Here is a 16,753-nt window from a genome sequence, read left to right as displayed (position 1 = left end):
GTGCGGGGCCGCTCAGACGTAGAGGGTGCCCTCGAGGACGCCGGTGGCGCGCAGATCGCGGTACCAACGCTCGTTGTCGAATTCCTTGACGAAGCCGTGCCCGCCGAGCATCTGCACGGCGTTGGACCCGACCTCGGTCAGGTGGCGGGCGGCCAGCGACCGGGCGTGGGCGATCTGGGCGCAGGCGTCCTTGCCCGCGTCGAGCAGCGCCGCGGCACGCAGGACCACCAAGCGCAGGCCGTCGACCTCGATGGCGATGTTGGCCACGGTGAAGGCCACTGCCTGGCGGTAGGCGATGGGCTCGCCGAATGCCTTGCGCTCCTTGGTGTAGCCCTTCAGCTGGTCCAGAACCGCCGTGCCCGTGCCGACCGCCGCGGCGGCCCAGGCCAGGCGGGCTCGGCGTACGGCGTCCGCGTGGTCCGCAGCGGTGCCCAGAACGTTGGCCGCGGGGACGGTGACGTTCTCCAGGATCAACTGGCCGGTCTTCGCCGCGCGGATTCCCATGGCCGGGTCGTCGTCGTGGCGCAGCCCCTGCGTGCCGGGCTCGACGATGATCAGGCGGGGCGACCCGTCCAACAGGGCGGACACGATGAACAGGTCCCTGCTGTCGGCGCCGGGCACGAGGGCTTTGGTGCCGTTGATGACGATGTCGTCGCCCTGGCGGATGGCGGTGGTTGCGGGCTTGGCCGGGTCGAAGAGCGGTTGCGGTTCCTGAATGCCCAAGGCACCGGTAGCCGGGTCCGTTTCGTCCGTGAACGCCGGCAGGAAGGTGGCCTGCTGGGCGGCGTCGCCGTAGTTGGCGATGGCTCCCGCGACCGCGGCGCTGGACATCAGCGCAACAGCCAGGCCCATGTCGCCGCGGGCGAGCTGCTCGAGGACCAGAACCCCTGTGACGGCCGATGCCTCCTCGGCGATTCCGCCGAGCTCGGCGGGCACCCCGACCAGGGTCAGGCCCATTTCCGCGGCCTGGGCGCGCACCTTGTCTGGTAGTGCGCGGTCGGTGTCGGCCTGTGCAGCCGCCGGACGCAGCACCTCGTCGGCGATCTCCCGGGCGGCCTCGGCGATCATCGCCTGGTCTTCCGTGGGGTTCAGGTCAAAGACGGACTTCGGTCTGCTGGGGGTCGCGCGCACGGGCGCCCCGGAACCGGACTTCTTGGCGAACGCCTTACCCGCGACCGTCTGGGCCTTGAAGCCCTGCTTCGCGCCGGAGTACAGGATCTTCTCCAACCGTTTGCGCAGTCCGTCGTTCTTGACCGCATCGAGGCCACCGGCCTTCGTGAGCAGCCGCATCCCGTAGGCCTGGGCCTTGTCGGAGGGCGTCAATTTGGTGTTCAGGATGCTCATGGCACGCCTTTCGATAGCCGGGAACGTGGCAAACGGTGCCCGGACTCGGTCCGCACTTACGACAGCGTAACCGATAACGGGTACGCGCGGTACCGGGAACACCGAGTTACAGGTAATCGGCGAACCCCTACGATCGCGTCATGGCTTCCTCGGGTTGGCGTTCGGTGTTCGAGTCGGTTCTGTCCGCGGTGCGGACCGCGACCAGGAGCAGCGGGTCCGGCCGATCGCCGAGCGGGGAGCCGCGCAGCAGGCGCCGGCGGCCCGGGACTACCCCGGGGACTTCGAAGGTATGCCGCCGATCAGTTACGCCCCGCACGCGGACAGCCGGTTCGATCCCGGCGAGATCGTCTGGGCCTGGGTGCCGTTCGAGGAGGACTACAGCCAGGGCAAGGACCGCCCGGTGCTGGTCATCGGAACGGATGGGCCGTGGCTCCTGGCGTTGCCGCTGACCAGTAAGGACCACGATCGGGACGCCGAGCAGGAACGACGGGCGGGGCGGTTGTGGGTCGACATTGGGTCGGGGGCGTGGGACAGCAGTGGCCGGCCCAGCGAAGTACGGGTCAACCGGACGCTGCGCATCGATCCGGCCCGGGTGCGCCGGCAGGCATCCGCTCTGTCGCGAGACCGCTTCGAGCAGGTCGAACAAGCCGTGCGGGCGGCCTACCGGCAGTAGGCCGCCCGCAGGCTGTGGTCGACGGGTCGATCAGGACGCCGGCTTGGCCAGGTCGGCGATCGAGGTCAGCTTGTACTTCTCCGCGGTCGCCTTCGTGACCACGATGGCGTCGGAGTCTTCGGCCGATGACGACTTCAACGCAATCAAACTGCTCGGCAGCGCCTTGGCGAGCGCGGCATCCACGTCGGCGGTGCTCGAGGCGGTCGCGTTCTTGTCGAGGTAGCTCAGCACCGCCCCGTTGTACTCCGGGAAGACGTCGATCGAGCCGGATTTGAGCGCCGGGAAGTACTTCTCGCGGCTGCCGATGTTCAGTTTCGTGGTCACGTTGGCCCCCGCCGATTTCAAAGCGTCGGCGTAGATCCAGGCCAGGACGACGTTCTCGGGGAAGTTGGCCGATCCGACGGTCAGCGTCGCACCGGAGGCTGCGTTTGCGGCGGTTCCCAACGGGTGATCGGTCAGCCATTGCTTGGCGACCGTCTCCGGGTCCTTCTTGTCGTTCTGCACCGCCCCGACCAGGGTGCCCAGGTCGGCGGTGGTCAGTTTGGCCGAGATGGCGTTCAGCACGTCCTGGGTGCCTTGGTTCGCCTTGGCCTTGTTGACGATCGGCACGATGTTCTGGGCGGCGAAGTTGGACTTCGGGTCGGTGAGGATGACGAAGTCGTTGGCCTTGATCGAGGGGTCGGTGGTGAAGAGATCGGCGGCGTCGATGCGGCCGTTCTTGAGCGCGGTCACGGTCACCGGGCCGCCGGTGTCGGTGGTGATGAACTTGCTGAACGTCACCCCGTAGTGCTTGGTCAGCCCCGGCAGGCCGTCCGCGCGGGTCTGGAACTCGGCCGGACCGCCGAAAATCATCTGCGAGGCAACGGTGGCGCCCCCGACCCGCCGGGGGAGGCGGGGTTGCCGGCGGCGCTGTCCTTGCCGCAAGCGGCCAAGCTGAGGGCGAGGCCGGCGATGGTCGCGGCAGCGAGCGAACGTTTGATCATGACAACTCCAGGGCTAATTCGGTCGGGTCGGCTGACGCCTTCTGGTCCGAGGCGGTCACCCGGCGGAAGCGGCCGGACACCCCGGGTGAAACTACATAACGTTGGATTATGGCAAGCAAAATATCGGTGACCAACGCTAGTCCAGCGACCAAGACTCCACCACCGATCATCTGGGGGTAATCCTGCTGGGCGAGGCCGTCGTAGATGAACCGGCCCAGACCGCCAAGCGTCACGTACGCCGCGATGGTGGCCGTCGCGATCACCTGCAGGGCGGCGGAGCGCAACCCGGAGAAAATCAGCGGCAGGGCGTTGGGCAGCTCGACTTTCCGGAGCACCGACCGGCCGGTCATGCCCATCCCGTACGCCGCGTCGCGCACGTCATCATCGACGTTGTCGATCCCGGAGTAGGTCCCGGCCAGCAACGGCGGGATCGCCAGGATGACCAGCACGATCAACGTGGGGATCAGGAAACCGGCCGAGGTGCGGCCGGTGAAATGGGGCGCGATCATCACCACCAGCAGGATCAACAGACCGACCGTCGGAATCGCGCGCAGCGCGTTGGCGGCCGAGACGATCCACTTCGCCCGTCCGGTGTGTCCGATCCACAGACCCAGCGGAACGGCGATGAGGGCACCGAAGAACAACGCGATCAGGCAGTACCCGACGTGGGTCGCCAACTGCGTGCGGATGCCGGTGTACGGACCGATGTTGCGCCAGTGCGCGGGGTCGTTCAACCACTCCAGGACCTGTCCGATCATGCCGGCGCTCCCACCGCAGAGTTCGTGGCGCGCCGCCACGGCGTGAGCAGCCGGGTGATCAGCACCACCAGCGCGTCGAGCACGAGGGCGAGCAGGATGCACAGCACCAGACCGAGCAGGATCGGCGGGTAGTACGGACCGTTCACCGACAGTTGGTACCCCTGGTCGAACAGGGACCCCAGGTTGGTCATGCCGATCGTGCCGGCGACGGCCACGATGCTGACGTTGGAGACGACCGCGACCCGCACCCCTGCGCTGATGACGGGTACGGCGACCGGTAGGTCCACCGCGAAGAACCGCCGCGGCCCCGTGTAGCCGATCGCGGTCGCCGCGTTGGTCGTGGTCTCACTCACCGAGCCCAGCCCGTCCGCAACGACCCGCACCAGCAACGCCACCGAGTAGATGATCAGGGCGATCGGCACCTGCCACGGAGTGAGCGGATCCAGCCCGAGCAACGGCGGGATCAGCACGAAGAGTGCGATCGACGGAATCGTGTAGAGCAGGCCGGTCACCGTCATGATCGGCGGGTAGGTGAAGGAATACCTGCGCGCGATCCACCCCAGCGGCAACGCCAGCAACAGTCCGATGACGACCGGCAGCGTGGACAGCCAGGTGTGCGCCCACAGCTCGCCCATCACCTCATCGAAATGGTCCCGGAAGTAGGCGAACATCAGGCCGACACCTCGGGTGCGTCCGCCTCGATCCGCTCGATCACCGTGTCCAGTCGGAGCGTCCCCACGAACCGACCGTCCTCGTCGACCACCACGCCGCGACCCGACGGTGAGGACAGGCAGGCGTCCAGGGCAGCGCGCAACGAACCTCCTTGGGTGGCAAGGGTTCCACCGCGGCGCAGAACGTCCGGCGTGATCTGGCCGCTCGTCGTACGTCGATCAATCCAGCCCTGGGGAGCGTCACCGTCGTCGAGCACCAGCACCCAGTCCTCACCCGAGCCGACGTCCTGGCCCAGCCTGACGGTGGGTTCGCCGGCCACGGGTAGGTCGGCGTCGGCGAAACCCAGCGCGCGGTAGCCGCGGTCGCGGCCCACGAAGCCGGCGACGAACGCGTCCGTCGGCCGGGTCAGCAGCTCGTGCGGGGCGGCCAGTTGTGCGAGTTTGCCGCCCACACGCAGCACCGCGATCTGGTCGCCGAGTTTGATGGCTTCGTCGATGTCGTGGGTGACGAAGACGATGGTCTTGCCCAGTTCGCCCTGCAGGCGCAGGAACTCGTCCTGCAACTGGTCACGGACCACCGGGTCCACGGCCGAGAAGGGTTCGTCCATCAGCATGACGGGCGGGTCGGCGGCCAGGGCGCGGGCGACGCCCACCCGCTGTTGCTGGCCGCCGGACAACTGGGCCGGGTAACGCTTGGCGAAGTCGGGGGACAGGCCCACCCGCTCCATCAACTCCACGGCCTGGCTGCGTGCCTGCCGGCGGCCGACCCCGTTGAGCATGGGCACCGTCGCGATGTTGTCCACCACCGTGCGGTGCGGAAAGAGCCCGGCGTGCTGGATCACGTAGCCGATCCCGCGCCGCAACTTCGCTGCCGGCAGCGAGGCAGTGTCCTGGTCGTCGATCAGGACCGTGCCGGAGGTGGGGGTGATCATCCGGTTGATCATCCGCAGGCTGGTGGTCTTCCCGCACCCCGAGGGGCCGACGAGCACCGTGATCTTGCCGGTCGGTGCCGTCAGATCGAGATGATCGACCGCCGTAGTCCCGTCGTCGTACTTCTTGGTCACTGCCTCGAAGCGGATCATGGCTGGCAGTCTTGCGTATTGATCGGACAGTTCGTGGCTGCATCGCGCCAAACCGACGAAAGGGGTGAGATGCGTACCATCGTCCCGGGCGAGCTCGACCTAGCCGGCGTCGCCGCGATTGCCCGGCGGGAAGCGGCATTGGTGCTGACCGATGCCGACCGCGTCGCCATCGAGCATGCCCACTCGGAGGCGGGCCGGATCAGCGCGCAGCGACCGGTCTATGGACGTACGACGGGAGTGGGCGCCCAGCGGATCGCTGCGGTCGCGGACGACGAGGCCCAGTTGCGCCGCATCCTGACCTCGCATGCCACCACCAGCGGTCCGTTGCGCTCGCGCGAGCGGGTCCGGGCGCTGCTGGCGATCCGGATCGCCCAGTGCGCCGGCGGCCACGGCGGGGTCCCTCTGGCCGTCGTGAACCGGCTGGTGCAGGCGCTCGCCGAGGATGACCTGCCTGACGTGCACGAAGGCTCCGCGATCGGCACCGGTGACCTGTCGGTGTTCGCCGAGATCGGGGTCTGGCTGCTGGGCGAGCGGCCCGGACTGCTGCACGCCGGCGATGCCCTGCCGCTGATCTCGAGCAACGCGGCGACCCTGGCCGACGCGGCCCTGGCGGTGGAGCAGATCAGACAACTCAGCGATGCCTGGCTGGGGGTCAGTGCCCTCAGTGCTCGTGCCAGTCGGGCCAACCCGGAGGCGTTCAGTCCGCAGGCGGCCACCGCAGCGCCGTACCGGGGCGTTCTGGTCGTGTGCGAGGTGCTGACCGCGTTGTGGCCGGCCGGCCGCCGCGGCGCGCGGATCCAGGACTCGTACTCGTTGCGCACGCTGCCGCACATCCACGGACTGCTCCTGGACGAGCTGGACTACGCGACGTTCGTGATCCAGCAGGCCGTCCGGACCGGCAGTGAGAATCCGATGTTCGCCGACGGGACGGTGGTCCATCACGGCGGCTTCTACACCAACTATCTGCGGGCCGCGCTGCGAGCCGTGGTGAACGCGCTCGCGGATGCCGCCCGGGCCAGCAACGCGCGCATCTCGGCGCTGGGACAGCCCGGGGTGACCGGCCGGTCGGCGTTTCTGACCGACGGCACCCCCGGGTCCAGCGGCACGATGCCCCTGGAGTTCCTCGCCGCGTCGGCAGCGGCTCAGGTCGCAGGGTGGGACGCGGCGTACGGCGCCGTGTCCATCCCGTTGTCGGCCGGGGTGGAGGAGTTCGCGCCGTACACCAGCCAACTGGCCGTGAACGTACTCTCCGGACTGGCCCAGCTACGGGTCCTGATCGGCACCGAGTTGGTTACTGCCGCACGGGCGCTGGCGGATGCAGCCGACTGGCCGGACTGGCCCGAGCTGGACCGGTTGCGGTCCGTGGCCGAAGACCGACGCGATCGCGACCTCTCGGGCGATGTCACCATTGCGACCCGGTGTCTCGAACCGCTCAGGATGCGCGTCGCCGAAATCCGAACGGCGGGGTGAGCACGGTTGGCACCGTGCTCACCCCGCCGTCGGAGCAGGAGTTACTCAGGCGGCTGCTCCCAGGGCGATGGTCACATCGTTGCCGGGGCCGCTGGCGATCGCATTCAGCAACGGCGTGAGCAACCCGCAGTTGGCGAACGCCGGGATGTTCAGCGTGCCCTTGAGGTTGATCGGGCCGAAGATCTCCAGGCCCTCGTCGGGATCGTTGCCGATCGGCGCCGTCAGATCCAGGGACGCCGTCTTGCTACTGATGCAGGTGTTGGGGACCAGGTTGATCTCCTTGATCCCGATGGGCTCCACGCGCTGGATCTGGACCTTCAGCTTCTGGGTCACCGCCAGGCTCGCTGAACCGTCGGGATTGAAGGTGGTCTGTCCGGTGGCCGGGCCGTCGGGCAGGATCGCGACCTGCATCGTGACCAGGCGGATCGCGCCGCCCAGGTCGATGCTGCCGCGCGCGGTGCCGGGGTTGATGGTGGAGGTCACGGCGAAGGTGTTCGCGTCGACCTTGGTGGTCTCGGTCGTCTGGAAGACCAGGTCCTGGTTCAGCGTCTTGAGGTGCGTGGTGATGGTGCCGGTGTGCTTCAACGTCAGCGTCGCGGCGTCGGCGCCCGGGGAGAACGCGACGGCCGAGGCGACGGCTGCGACCGCGCCGGCGCCGACGACGGCTGCGCGGCGTCCGGTCATTGTGGTTCGGGCCATGAGGGGAACTCCTTCGTTCGGGGCTTAGTTACGGATGAGTAACTGGCCCTCGCACCATATGTGATGGCCATCACGTTTTCAACCGATTCGTCCGGATGGGGTCGGAGCGTCGTACCCACCGCCGTGCCGGGCGCACCCTGGTGGTGCACGCCCGGCACGGGGTAGGACCGTACGTTGCTCAGGCGGCGGCGCCCAGTGCAACGGTCACGGCGTTGCCCGGGCCGGAGGCGATCGAACTGACCAGGCCGTCCAATCCGTTGCAGTCGGTGAACTGCGGGATGTTCAGCGTGCCGGTCAGCGTCAGCGGCCCGAAGATCTCCAACCCCTCGTCGGGGTCATTGGCGATGTTGCCGGACAGGGTGAGGTTGGTGGGCGTGCTCGTCTTGCAGTTGTTGCCGACCAGATTGGCGTTCCAGCCGAACGGCAGGACCTGCTTGACCTGGACGTTGAGCTGTTGGTTGATGGTGAGGACAGCCGAGCCGTCGGGGTTGAACGTGGTCTGCCCGGTAGCGGGGCCGGTCGGCTGGATCGAGATCCAGAACTTGGCCAGGTTGAGTCCGACCGGCTTGAACCATGCACTGCCGTCACTCGGGGTGATGGTGGAGGTGACGGCGAAGGTGTTGGCGTCCACCTTCGTCTTCTCGGTGGTCTGGAACACGATGTCCTGGTTCTGCGAGGCCAGGTGGGTCGTAATCGTGCCGGTGTGGTTGAGGGTCAGGGTGGCCGCGTCGGCGCCAGGGGAGAGGGCGACTGCGGAGGCGACAGCGGCGACCGCGCCCATCCCGATCAGTGCTGCACGGGAGCCGGTGTGGATACGTGATGCCATGGGAGGCGCTCCTTCGTTGTTACTTACGGATCGGTAACTCCGATCGCGCCGTGACAACGTAGGTGACCTGGATCACGCTGAACAAGGATTCGTGGGGAAGTGTTCGCTTACGAGGACGAGTGCGTTATCCGGGTCGAATGCGACGTGGGACGATAGACGCTTACCGGCCGAGTCGTCCCGAGGTGTTTGTTGTCCCCGTCCGCCCGTCATTCCCTGCCCCCCGCGGCGACGCCGCCGGAGGCCATCCGGAATTTCTGCATCATCGCCCACATCGATCACGGCAAGTCGACGCTTGCCGATCGGATGCTGCAACTCACCGGAGTGGTGGACGCCCGCGCGATGCGCGCGCAGTACCTCGACCGGATGGATATCGAGCGGGAGCGCGGTATCACCATCAAGTCGCAGGCGGTCCGGATGCCCTGGGAGGCCGACGGATCGACGTACTGCCTCAACATGATCGACACCCCCGGGCACGTCGACTTCACCTATGAGGTCTCGCGGTCCCTGGCGGCGTGCGAGGGCGCAGTTCTCCTGGTCGATGCCGCCCAGGGCATCGAGGCCCAGACCCTGGCCAACCTGTATCTGGCCATGGAGAACGACCTGGCGATCATCCCGGTGCTGAACAAGATCGACCTGCCCGCCGCGCAACCCGAGAAGTACGCCGAGGAGCTGGCCGGTCTGATCGGTTGCGACCCCGGCGATTGCCTTCAGGTGTCGGGCAAGACCGGCGCCGGGGTGGAGGCACTGCTCGACCAGATCGTGCAGCAAGTGCCCGCGCCGCAGGGTGACCCGGCGGCTCCCGCGCGGGCGATGATCTTCGACTCGGTCTACGACAGTTACCGCGGTGTGGTCACCTACGTCCGCGTCGTCGACGGTTCCCTGACGCCCCGGGAGCGCATCGCCATGATGTCGACCAAGGCCACGCACGAGTTGTTGGAGATCGGCGTCATCTCGCCCGAGCCCGTGCCTGCCAAGGGCCTGGGCGTGGGCGAGGTCGGATATCTGATCACCGGTGTCAAGGACGTCCGGCAGTCGCGTGTCGGTGACACGGTCACGAACGCGGCCAAACCCGCCACCGAGGCCCTCGGCGGCTACCAGGACCCCAAGCCGATGGTCTTCTCGGGTCTTTATCCGATCGACGGCTCGGATTACCCCTTGCTGCGCGACGCCTTGGACAAGCTGAAGCTCAACGACGCGGCACTGGTCTACGAGCCGGAGACCTCCGCGGCGCTCGGATTCGGATTCCGGGTCGGCTTCCTGGGCATGCTGCACCTGGAGATCGTCAGAGAGCGACTCGAGCGGGAGTTCGACCTCGATCTGATCTCGACCCTGCCGAGTGTGGTCTACGAGGTCACGATGGACGACGGCACCCGGATCACGGTGACCAACCCCAGCGAGTTCCCCGACGGGAAGGTTGCCTCGATCACCGAACCCATCGTGCGCGCAACGATTCTCGCGCCGGCGGAGTTCATCGGTACGATCATGGAGTTGTGCCAGTCGCGGCGCGGCACGCTGCGCGGGATGGATTATCTGTCTCCCGAGCGGGTGGAGATGCGCTACACCCTGCCGCTCGCGGAGATCGTTTTCGACTTCTTCGATTCCCTGAAGTCACGCACGCGCGGATACGCCTCGCTGGACTACGAGCCCGACGGCTCCCAGGAGGCGGACCTGGTGAAGGTCGACGTCCTGCTGCAGGGAGACAAAGTCGATGCCTTCAGCACGATCGTCCACCGGGACAAGGCCTACTCCTACGGGGTGATGATGGCCGGCAAGCTCAAGGACCTCATCCCTCGCCAGCAGTTCGAGGTGCCGATCCAGGCGGCGATCGGCGCGCGGGTGATTGCCCGCGAGACGATCCGCGCTATCCGCAAGGACGTGCTGGCCAAGTGCTACGGCGGTGACATCACCCGCAAGCGCAAACTGCTGGAGAAGCAGAAGGAGGGCAAGAAGCGGATGAAGATGGTCGGGTCCGTGGAGGTTCCCCAGGAGGCCTTCATCGCGGCCCTCTCCCAGGACGGCGGACCGGCCGACAAGGCCAAGAAGTAGCCCATGTCCGCTCGACCGCAGGCTGTTTCACGTCCTCTGGCGCGGAATCGGTCGTACACCCGCCGCGGCGGCCGGATGCCGCAACGCCACCACCGAGCGCTCGAAAATCACTCTGGCACCTACCTCCTCGACGTACCCATGGAGGGTACGACGGTCGCGGACGGCGTGCTGTTCGATCAGCGTGCCGCGTTCGGACGGCAGGCTGATCTGGTCGTGGAGGTCGGTGGGGGAGCCGGCGATTGCATCGTTGCGGCGGCCGCCGCCGACCCCGACCGCGACTACCTCGGGATCGAGGTGTGGCGCCCGGGTATCGCCCAGACGATTGCCAAGGCCGCGCACGCCGGTGTGCGCAATCTGCGGCTGCTCACCGCCGATGCTCTGCCTACGGTGCGCGACTTCTTGCCGACGGCCGGAGTTGCGGAGGTGTGGACGTTCTTTCCGGATCCGTGGCCCAAGACCAAACATCACAAGCGGCGGTTGGTGCAGCCGCAGTTCGCCGCCGTGGTCGCGCGCGCCCTGGCCGACGGCGGTAGCTGGCGGTTGGCCAGCGATTGGGCTGACTACGCCTGGCAGATCCGGGATGTGGTCGAGGCCGAGTCGGCGTTCGGAAATCCGCACGCTGGCCGGCTCGCCGACCCGCGCGACGCCGAGTTCGATCCGCGTGGCCCACACGGTGGCTTTGCGCCGCGTTTCGAGGGGCGGGTGATGACCCGCTTCGAGCGCAAGGGTCTCCAAGCCGGTCGGATCATCCGCGACGTCCATGTCCTTCGTAACCCGCGGGGGAGCATCCAGTGACCGTCGTCTACGACGCCTATCGGAAGATCTCCACCAAACCCTTGGGCCGTCAGATGTTTTCGGTGGCGTACATGGTGAAGGCGCCGTACTTCTCCACCGTTCGGCCCTGGATCCAGCAGATGGGCCCGAACCGGGCCGTCGTGCGCATCCGCAAGCGGTGGCGGGTGCAGAACCACATCGGCACCGTGCACGCGATCGCGGTCGCCAACGGGCTGGAGGCAGCGATGGGGCTACTGGCCGAAGCCACCGTTCCCGCCGGCGCGCGCTGGTTGCCACGCGGCATCGAGCTGGAGTACCTGACGAAGACACCGGCCGACGTCACCTGCTGCGCCGAGACCGATCCCTCCGATTGGGCTCACGAGCCGCCGTTCGACGTGCCGGTCCGGGTCACCGCTACCCTCGACGACGGCACCGTGGTGGTGCGCGGCGTCATCCCGGTCTACGTGTCGCAGATCAAAGAGGCGACCGCGAAGGTTGCCCAGTCCGCCTGATGCCCACTCTGCCCGAGGGTGAGCCAGTTCCGGCCGACGGTTCGCTACCCGCCGAAGCTCTGGCCGATCTGGCTGAGCGGAGCTTCGGGGTCTACCTGCACGTCCCCTTCTGCTCGGTGCGTTGCGGGTACTGCGACTTCAACACCTACACGTTGGGCGAGCTGGGCCCGGGAGCTTCCATCTCGTCGTACGCCGATTCGGCCCTGGCCGAGGTCAGGCTGGCTCACCGGGTGCTTGGCGAAACACCCCCGGTATCAACGGTTTTCGTAGGCGGCGGTACGCCGACGATGCTTGCATCGGGTGACCTGGTGCGCCTGCTGGACGGCGTGGCGCAAGAATTCGGGCTGACCGGCGACGTCGAAGTGACCACGGAGGCGAACCCCGACTCGGTCACCCCGGAAAGCCTGCAGCAGCTGGCCGACGGCGGCTTCACCCGCGTCAGTCTGGGTATGCAATCGGCGGTACCGCGCGTGTTGGCGACCCTTGATCGCACGCACGACCCGGCCGGTGTCGATCGCGCCGTGGCCGCCGCGCGCGCCGCCGGGCTGCAGGTCAGCGTTGACCTGATCTACGGCACACCCGGAGAGTCGTTGGCGGATTGGCAGATCAGTCTGGACGCAGCCATCGACCTCGAACCCGACCACATCAGTGCGTACGCGTTGACCGTCGAAGACGGGACGGCGTTGGCTCGCAAGGTGCGCCGCGGTGAGTTGCCGACGCCGACCGGCGACGATGAGGCCGACAAATACGAGCTCGCTGAATCAGTCCTGAGCGCAGCTGGTTTCGGTTGGTATGAGATCAGCAACTGGTCACGGTCCGCGGGCACCCGGTGCCGGCACAACGAGGCCTACTGGTCCGGTGGGAACTGGTGGGGCATCGGTCCCGGCGCGCACAGCCACATCGGCGGAGTGCGCTGGTGGAACGTCAAGCATCCCATGCGGTACGCCGCGTCACTGGCCGACGGCCGCAGCCCGGGCGCAGGTCGGGAACTCCTGGACGAGCAGCAGCAGGAACATGAGCGGATTCTTCTCGGGATCCGCCGGGTAGACGGCCTTGCCCTGGAATCCCTTGACCCAGTGGCGCGTTCCGCGGTCGCCGAGTTGATCTCCGACGGCCTCGTCGCGCCCGGGCCGGCGCTGCGGCGACCCGGCCGGGTGGTCCTGACCCTGAGGGGTCGCTTGCTGGCCGATACCGTCGTACGTCGATTGCTCGCCTGGTAGCGCAGCGAGGCACCATGCCGCACCGGAGCGCGATCACCATCACCGATGCCGACCTCACCGATCCGCGGCTGCCCGCGCGTGCCCTGCACCGATAGGCCAGTCTCAGCGAGCGTCCGGCTGTTCGGGTCCTACCGGCAGGATCCGAACAGTGCGGTTCATGACGCTGGCGTTGTGACCGGGCCGAGGTCACGCAGGTCGAGGCCGAGATCGAGGCAGCGCACACTGTGGGTCAATGCTCCGATCGAGATCACATCGACTCCGGCGTCGGCCAAGCCGCGCACCGTCTCCTCCCGGACGCCGCCGGATGCCTCCACGACGATCGGTGCCGCATGGGCGCGCACCATCGCCACGCCCTGCGCCAGCTCGTCCGGACCCATGTTGTCCAGCAGGACCGCGTGCACCACCGGCGGTCGGCCATCGCTGCGCCGCTGATCGTCGTACTTCAACAGCGTCGCCAACTGGTCGAGGGTGTCGACCTCGACCTCGACGCGCACCAGGTGCGAAGCGTGGTCAGCCAGCCGGTTCAGCACCGGGACGAGGCCGCCGCCGAGGCCGATGTGGTTGTCCTTCACCAGGATCGCGTCATGCAGTCCGAACCGGTGGTTGACCCCGCCACCGGCGAGGACTGCGGCCTTCTCCAGGGCACGTAGTCCGGGTGTCGTCTTGCGGGTATCGGCGATGACAGCGTTCGTGCCGGCGACCAGACCCACGAATCCCGCTGTGCGCGTGGCAATCCCGGTCAGGTGGCCGAGCAGGTTGAGGGCAGTCCGCTCACCGGTGAGGATGGATCGCGCGCTACCGGTGAAGGACCCGATCACGGCTCCTGCCTCGAACGCCTCGCCGTCCCGCAGCTGCCAGTCGACCACGACCGACGGGTCGACCTCGGCGAAGGTCGCCTCGCCCGCCGCTGTTCCGGCCAGCACCCCCGGTTCGCGCGCCACGACGTACGCCGTGCCATGGGCATCGGCTGGCACCGTCACCTGGCTGGTCAGGTCACCGACCAGGCCGAGGTCTTCGGCCAACGCCGTACGAACCACTCGGTACAGTTCCCCGTTCACGCGGTCGCCGCCATCACTGGCTCGTCGGTGCGACGGTGGGCCCCGGCACTGTCCGGATGCGCGAGGGCTGACCGGGCGATCAACCACCCGACGTACGCCGCGTCGCTCGTGGCCGCGTAGGGTGCCAGTTCGTCGATGGCCCGCTGCAGTCCTTCGCCGTCGCGCAGTACGCCGCAGTGGGTATCCAGGGTCGCGCGCACGATAGCAAGAACGGTCGGGTCATCCGTTGAATCGGTCGCTGCCACAACGGAATCGGGGTCAGCGCCGGCGTAGGCCGGCCACGTGTCGTCGAACGTGGCGGCGGAGGCAGCGGCCGCTTTGCCGGTCACTACCGCTTCCAGCAGGGAGTTGGACGCCAACCGGTTCGCGCCGTGTAGGCCGGTGCGACTGCACTCACCCACGGCCCATAGGCCGGGGAGGCTGGTGCGGGCATCGGCGTCGGTGGTGATTCCACCCATGCTGAAATGCAGCGCGGGTCGCACCGGCAGGAGGTCCGTGCGGATGTCCACACCGTGACCGGCGGCGAGTGCGGTGACGGAGGGGAATCGCTCTGTGAGCTGGTGGATATGGCGAGCGTCGAGAACGACCCGCCGTCCGGCGGTCAACTGCTCCCAGACGGCGGCGGCGACGACGTCGCGGGGCTGCAGCTCGTCGACGAACCGGCGACCGTCAGCAAGCAGCGCGGCGCCGGCTCCGCGTAGTGCCTCGGTGAGCAACGGCATCGGATCGGCGCCGACGTCCAGGGCCGTGGGATGGAACTGAACCAGGTGCAGGTCGTCGGTGCGGGCACCGATGCGCGCGGCCAGGGCAACACCCCGGCCGGTCGCGGTGACCGGGTTGGTGGTGTGGGCGAACAGGCCGCCCAGGCCGCCGGTGGCCAGGACGACCCGGTCGGTGCTCAGGTGCTGCACCATGCCGGTGTGCTCATCGCGGACGTCGACGCCGCTGATCCGGCCGCCGTACGTGGTCAAGGCGACCGCGGTGCTGAACTCGCGGACGGTCACCGATGGCAGCCCGGCGACGCGCGCGGACATCACCGAGGTGATGGTGGCACCGCTGTGATCACCGGCGTGGGCGACGCGGTGCCGGCCATGACCGCCCTCGAGAGCCAGATCGAAGTCACCACTCGGCGTACGATCGAATGGCACTCCGAGCCGGGCTAATTCGCGCACCACCTCGGGCGCGGCAGAGGTGATGCGGTCGATCACCTGCCGGTCGCCATAGCGGGCGCCGGCGACAAAGGTGTCGCGAGCGTGCAGCTCGGGCCGGTCGCCCGCGCCGAGGGCGGCGGCGACGCCGCCCTGGGCCCACATCGAAGCCGCGCCGCCGGTGAGGCATCCGGTGGTGATCAGGATGCATGGTGCGGGCGCCAGGGCCCAGGCGGCGGTGAGTCCGGCCAGGCCGGAGCCCACGATGACGACAGGTTCCATGGTTACTTCACCTCCAGCATCCGCTCGATGGCCCGCCGCGCGGGTGCCTCGAGCGCAGGGTCGAGAGTGATCTCGTGCTGACCCAGCTCCAGGCTGCGGCGGATGGCGGTCAGCGTGTTGCGCTTCATGTGCGGGCACAGGTTGCACGGCCGCACGAACTCCACCCCGGGGTTGTCGGCGGCGACGTTGTCGCTCATCGAGCACTCGGTGATGAGAGCGACCCGGCGGGGCTGATTGCGGACCAGGAAGTCCTGCATCTGTGCAGTCGACCCGGCGTAATCGGCAGCGGCGACGACCGGCGGCGGGCACTCGGGGTGAGCAAGGACGGTCACGCCGGGGAAGTCGTCGCGGATGTGGCGGATGTCGGCCGGGGTGAAGCGCTCGTGGACCTCGCAGGCGCCGGGATGGGTGATGACCTCGACGCCTGTGCGGGCCGCGATGTTCCGGGCCAGGTACTGGTCGGGGATCATGATGACCTTGTCGACGCCCAGGGATTCGATGACTTCGACGGCGTTACCGGAGGTGCAGCAGATGTCGCTGGCGGCTTTGACCGCGGCCGAGGTGTTGACGTAGGTCACGACAGGGACGCCCGGGTGCTGGCGTCGGAGCTCGGCGATATCTGCAGGAGTGATGGATTCCGCCAGCGAGCAGCCGGAGCGCAGGTCGGGCAGCAGCACCCGTTTGGCCGGGTTGAGCAGCTTCGCGGTCTCGGCCATGAAGTGCACGCCGGCCAGCACGATGGTGCCGGCCTCGACGGTCTGCGCCTCGCGAGCCAGGGCCAGGGAGTCACCGACGATGTCCGCGACACCGTGGAATACCTCCGGCGTCATGTAGTTGTGCGCCAGGATCACCGCGTCGTGCTCACGCTTGAGTGCCTCGATCGAGCGGATCTCCGGCTCGACCATGGCCCATTCGACCGGCGGGATGTGACTGCGGACCTTGTCGTACGTAGCGATCGACATCTGTGCCCTCCTTGGCGACATGTGCTCATTGCGAGCATTTGCTACAAGTGAGCATAACGGTCTGCCGGGTGGGTGGCGAATCGCGGGGGTGGGTCGAGTGTCCCGGTGAGGTGGGCGTGGAGGGGCCGGGGGCGCCGGGGGTGGGTCGAGTGTCCCGGTGATGTGGGCGTGGTGCGGCCGGGGGCGCCGAGCGTGGGTCGAGTGTCCCGGTGATGTGGGCGTGGAGGGGCCGGGGGCGCCGGGGG

At 68.0% G+C, this 16,753-nt stretch carries 17 protein-coding genes; 6 read left to right on the top strand and 11 right to left on the bottom strand.

The genetic code is table 11. The features are described from left to right. Window positions 1-12 precede the first annotated feature (12 nt). A complete protein-coding gene (locus ACFQBT_RS10610; protein WP_377822569.1) occupies window positions 13-1,344 on the bottom strand; it encodes an acyl-CoA dehydrogenase family protein in 1,332 nt (443 codons plus the stop codon). Window positions 1,345-1,498: 154 nt separating this feature from the next. Here ACFQBT_RS10610 and ACFQBT_RS10605 point away from each other — a divergent pair, with 154 nt between their 5' ends. Next, complete coding sequence (locus ACFQBT_RS10605; RefSeq protein WP_377822567.1) at window positions 1,499-2,017, top strand: type II toxin-antitoxin system PemK/MazF family toxin; 519 nt, start codon at window positions 1,499-1,501, stop codon at window positions 2,015-2,017. 30 nt (window positions 2,018-2,047) lie between these two features. On the opposite strand, the gene ACFQBT_RS10600 is transcribed toward ACFQBT_RS10605, so the two are convergent. From ACFQBT_RS10600 to ACFQBT_RS10580, 5 genes are read right to left on the bottom strand one after another with little or no spacing between them, the layout of a single operon-like run. Then, window positions 2,048-2,869, bottom strand: a complete 822-nt coding sequence (locus ACFQBT_RS10600) for a glycine betaine ABC transporter substrate-binding protein (protein WP_377822565.1) — start codon at window positions 2,867-2,869, stop codon at window positions 2,048-2,050. Further along, a complete protein-coding gene (locus tag ACFQBT_RS10595) occupies window positions 2,866-3,000 on the bottom strand; it encodes a hypothetical protein (RefSeq protein ID WP_377822563.1) in 135 nt (44 codons plus the stop codon). Before ACFQBT_RS10595 ends, ACFQBT_RS10600 begins: the two co-directional genes overlap by 4 nt. Then, window positions 2,997-3,758 (bottom strand): ABC transporter permease, encoded by a 762-nt coding sequence (locus ACFQBT_RS10590; RefSeq protein ID WP_377822561.1) that lies wholly within the window; start codon window positions 3,756-3,758, stop codon window positions 2,997-2,999. Before ACFQBT_RS10590 ends, ACFQBT_RS10595 begins: the two co-directional genes overlap by 4 nt. Continuing rightward, on the bottom strand, window positions 3,755-4,429 hold the full coding sequence (locus ACFQBT_RS10585) for an ABC transporter permease (protein WP_377822559.1): 675 nt from the start codon (window positions 4,427-4,429) through the stop codon (window positions 3,755-3,757). Before ACFQBT_RS10585 ends, ACFQBT_RS10590 begins: the two co-directional genes overlap by 4 nt. Further along, window positions 4,429-5,511 carry an ABC transporter ATP-binding protein gene (locus tag ACFQBT_RS10580; protein ID WP_377822557.1) on the bottom strand — a complete coding sequence of 361 codons (1,083 nt, stop codon included), beginning with the start codon at window positions 5,509-5,511 and terminating at the stop codon, window positions 4,429-4,431. The genes ACFQBT_RS10585 and ACFQBT_RS10580 overlap by 1 nt, the downstream gene beginning before the upstream one ends. A 69-nt stretch (window positions 5,512-5,580) precedes the next feature. Here ACFQBT_RS10580 and ACFQBT_RS10575 point away from each other — a divergent pair, with 69 nt between their 5' ends. Continuing rightward, entirely contained in the window at window positions 5,581-6,981 is a 1,401-nt protein-coding gene (locus ACFQBT_RS10575) for an aromatic amino acid lyase (protein ID WP_377822556.1), read from the top strand. A 45-nt stretch (window positions 6,982-7,026) separates the two neighbouring features. Here the strand turns inward: ACFQBT_RS10575 and ACFQBT_RS10570 are convergent, their stop codons facing one another. Together ACFQBT_RS10570 and ACFQBT_RS10565 are read right to left on the bottom strand one after the other, a co-directional pair. Continuing rightward, a complete protein-coding gene (locus tag ACFQBT_RS10570; protein ID WP_377822554.1) occupies window positions 7,027-7,680 on the bottom strand; it encodes a hypothetical protein in 654 nt (217 codons plus the stop codon). Between the two features lie 178 nt (window positions 7,681-7,858). Then, on the bottom strand, window positions 7,859-8,506 hold the full coding sequence (locus ACFQBT_RS10565; protein ID WP_377822553.1) for a hypothetical protein: 648 nt from the start codon (window positions 8,504-8,506) through the stop codon (window positions 7,859-7,861). 189 nt (window positions 8,507-8,695) lie between these two features. Between ACFQBT_RS10565 and lepA the strand changes: the two genes are divergently transcribed. From lepA to hemW, 4 genes are all read left to right on the top strand, one after another. Beyond that, window positions 8,696-10,552: a translation elongation factor 4 gene (gene lepA / locus ACFQBT_RS10560; RefSeq protein WP_377822551.1), complete on the top strand. Its 1,857-nt coding sequence runs from the start codon at window positions 8,696-8,698 to the stop codon at window positions 10,550-10,552. A 75-nt stretch (window positions 10,553-10,627) separates the two neighbouring features. Next, window positions 10,628-11,347: a tRNA (guanosine(46)-N7)-methyltransferase TrmB gene (gene trmB / locus ACFQBT_RS10555; RefSeq protein ID WP_377822549.1), complete on the top strand. Its 720-nt coding sequence runs from the start codon at window positions 10,628-10,630 to the stop codon at window positions 11,345-11,347. Next, on the top strand, window positions 11,344-11,838 hold the full coding sequence (locus ACFQBT_RS10550; protein ID WP_377822547.1) for a hotdog fold domain-containing protein: 495 nt from the start codon (window positions 11,344-11,346) through the stop codon (window positions 11,836-11,838). Before trmB ends, ACFQBT_RS10550 begins: the two co-directional genes overlap by 4 nt. Next, the gene (gene hemW, locus ACFQBT_RS10545; protein WP_377822545.1) at window positions 11,838-13,058 is read left to right on the top strand and encodes a radical SAM family heme chaperone HemW; all 1,221 of its coding nucleotides are present in this window, start codon (window positions 11,838-11,840) and stop codon (window positions 13,056-13,058) included. Before ACFQBT_RS10550 ends, hemW begins: the two co-directional genes overlap by 1 nt. Window positions 13,059-13,213: 155 nt before the next feature. Here the strand turns inward: hemW and nadC are convergent, their stop codons facing one another. The 3 genes from nadC to nadA are packed head-to-tail and all read right to left on the bottom strand — an operon-like array spanning window position 13,214 to window position 16,529. Next, window positions 13,214-14,116, bottom strand: coding sequence for a carboxylating nicotinate-nucleotide diphosphorylase (nadC, locus tag ACFQBT_RS10540; protein ID WP_377822543.1), 903 nt, complete (start codon window positions 14,114-14,116; stop codon window positions 13,214-13,216). Further along, window positions 14,113-15,546: an L-aspartate oxidase gene (locus ACFQBT_RS10535; protein WP_377822541.1), complete on the bottom strand. Its 1,434-nt coding sequence runs from the start codon at window positions 15,544-15,546 to the stop codon at window positions 14,113-14,115. The genes nadC and ACFQBT_RS10535 overlap by 4 nt, the downstream gene beginning before the upstream one ends. Before the next feature lie 2 nt (window positions 15,547-15,548). Further along, complete coding sequence (nadA, locus tag ACFQBT_RS10530) at window positions 15,549-16,529, bottom strand: quinolinate synthase NadA (protein ID WP_377822539.1); 981 nt, start codon at window positions 16,527-16,529, stop codon at window positions 15,549-15,551. Between the last annotated feature and the right edge of the window lie 224 nt (window positions 16,530-16,753).

The sequence above is a fragment of the Branchiibius cervicis genome, from assembly GCF_042661605.1.
Lineage (GTDB): Bacteria > Actinomycetota > Actinomycetes > Actinomycetales > Dermatophilaceae > Branchiibius > Branchiibius cervicis.
This window is presented reverse-complemented; position numbering and strand designations above follow the sequence as displayed.

Excerpts from the sequence above, each read along its gene's own strand:
- ACFQBT_RS10610 (WP_377822569.1), bottom strand. The coding sequence starts at position 1,344 with ATGAGCATCCTGAACACCAAATTGACGCCCTCCGACAAGGCCCAGGCC.
- ACFQBT_RS10600 (WP_377822565.1), bottom strand. The coding sequence starts at position 2,869 with ATGATTTTCGGCGGTCCGGCCGAGTTCCAGACCCGCGCGGACGGCCTG.
- ACFQBT_RS10595 (WP_377822563.1), bottom strand. The coding sequence starts at position 3,000 with ATGATCAAACGTTCGCTCGCTGCCGCGACCATCGCCGGCCTCGCCCTC.
- ACFQBT_RS10590 (WP_377822561.1), bottom strand. The coding sequence starts at position 3,758 with ATGATCGGACAGGTCCTGGAGTGGTTGAACGACCCCGCGCACTGGCGC.
- ACFQBT_RS10585 (WP_377822559.1), bottom strand. The coding sequence starts at position 4,429 with ATGTTCGCCTACTTCCGGGACCATTTCGATGAGGTGATGGGCGAGCTG.
- ACFQBT_RS10580 (WP_377822557.1), bottom strand. The coding sequence starts at position 5,511 with ATGATCCGCTTCGAGGCAGTGACCAAGAAGTACGACGACGGGACTACG.
- ACFQBT_RS10575 (WP_377822556.1), top strand. The coding sequence starts at position 5,581 with ATGCGTACCATCGTCCCGGGCGAGCTCGACCTAGCCGGCGTCGCCGCG.
- ACFQBT_RS10570 (WP_377822554.1), bottom strand. The coding sequence starts at position 7,680 with ATGGCCCGAACCACAATGACCGGACGCCGCGCAGCCGTCGTCGGCGCC.
- ACFQBT_RS10565 (WP_377822553.1), bottom strand. The coding sequence starts at position 8,506 with ATGGCATCACGTATCCACACCGGCTCCCGTGCAGCACTGATCGGGATG.
- trmB (WP_377822549.1), top strand. The coding sequence starts at position 10,628 with ATGCCGCAACGCCACCACCGAGCGCTCGAAAATCACTCTGGCACCTAC.
- hemW (WP_377822545.1), top strand. The coding sequence starts at position 11,838 with ATGCCCACTCTGCCCGAGGGTGAGCCAGTTCCGGCCGACGGTTCGCTA.
- ACFQBT_RS10535 (WP_377822541.1), bottom strand. The coding sequence starts at position 15,546 with ATGGAACCTGTCGTCATCGTGGGCTCCGGCCTGGCCGGACTCACCGCC.
- nadA (WP_377822539.1), bottom strand. The coding sequence starts at position 16,529 with ATGTCGCCAAGGAGGGCACAGATGTCGATCGCTACGTACGACAAGGTC.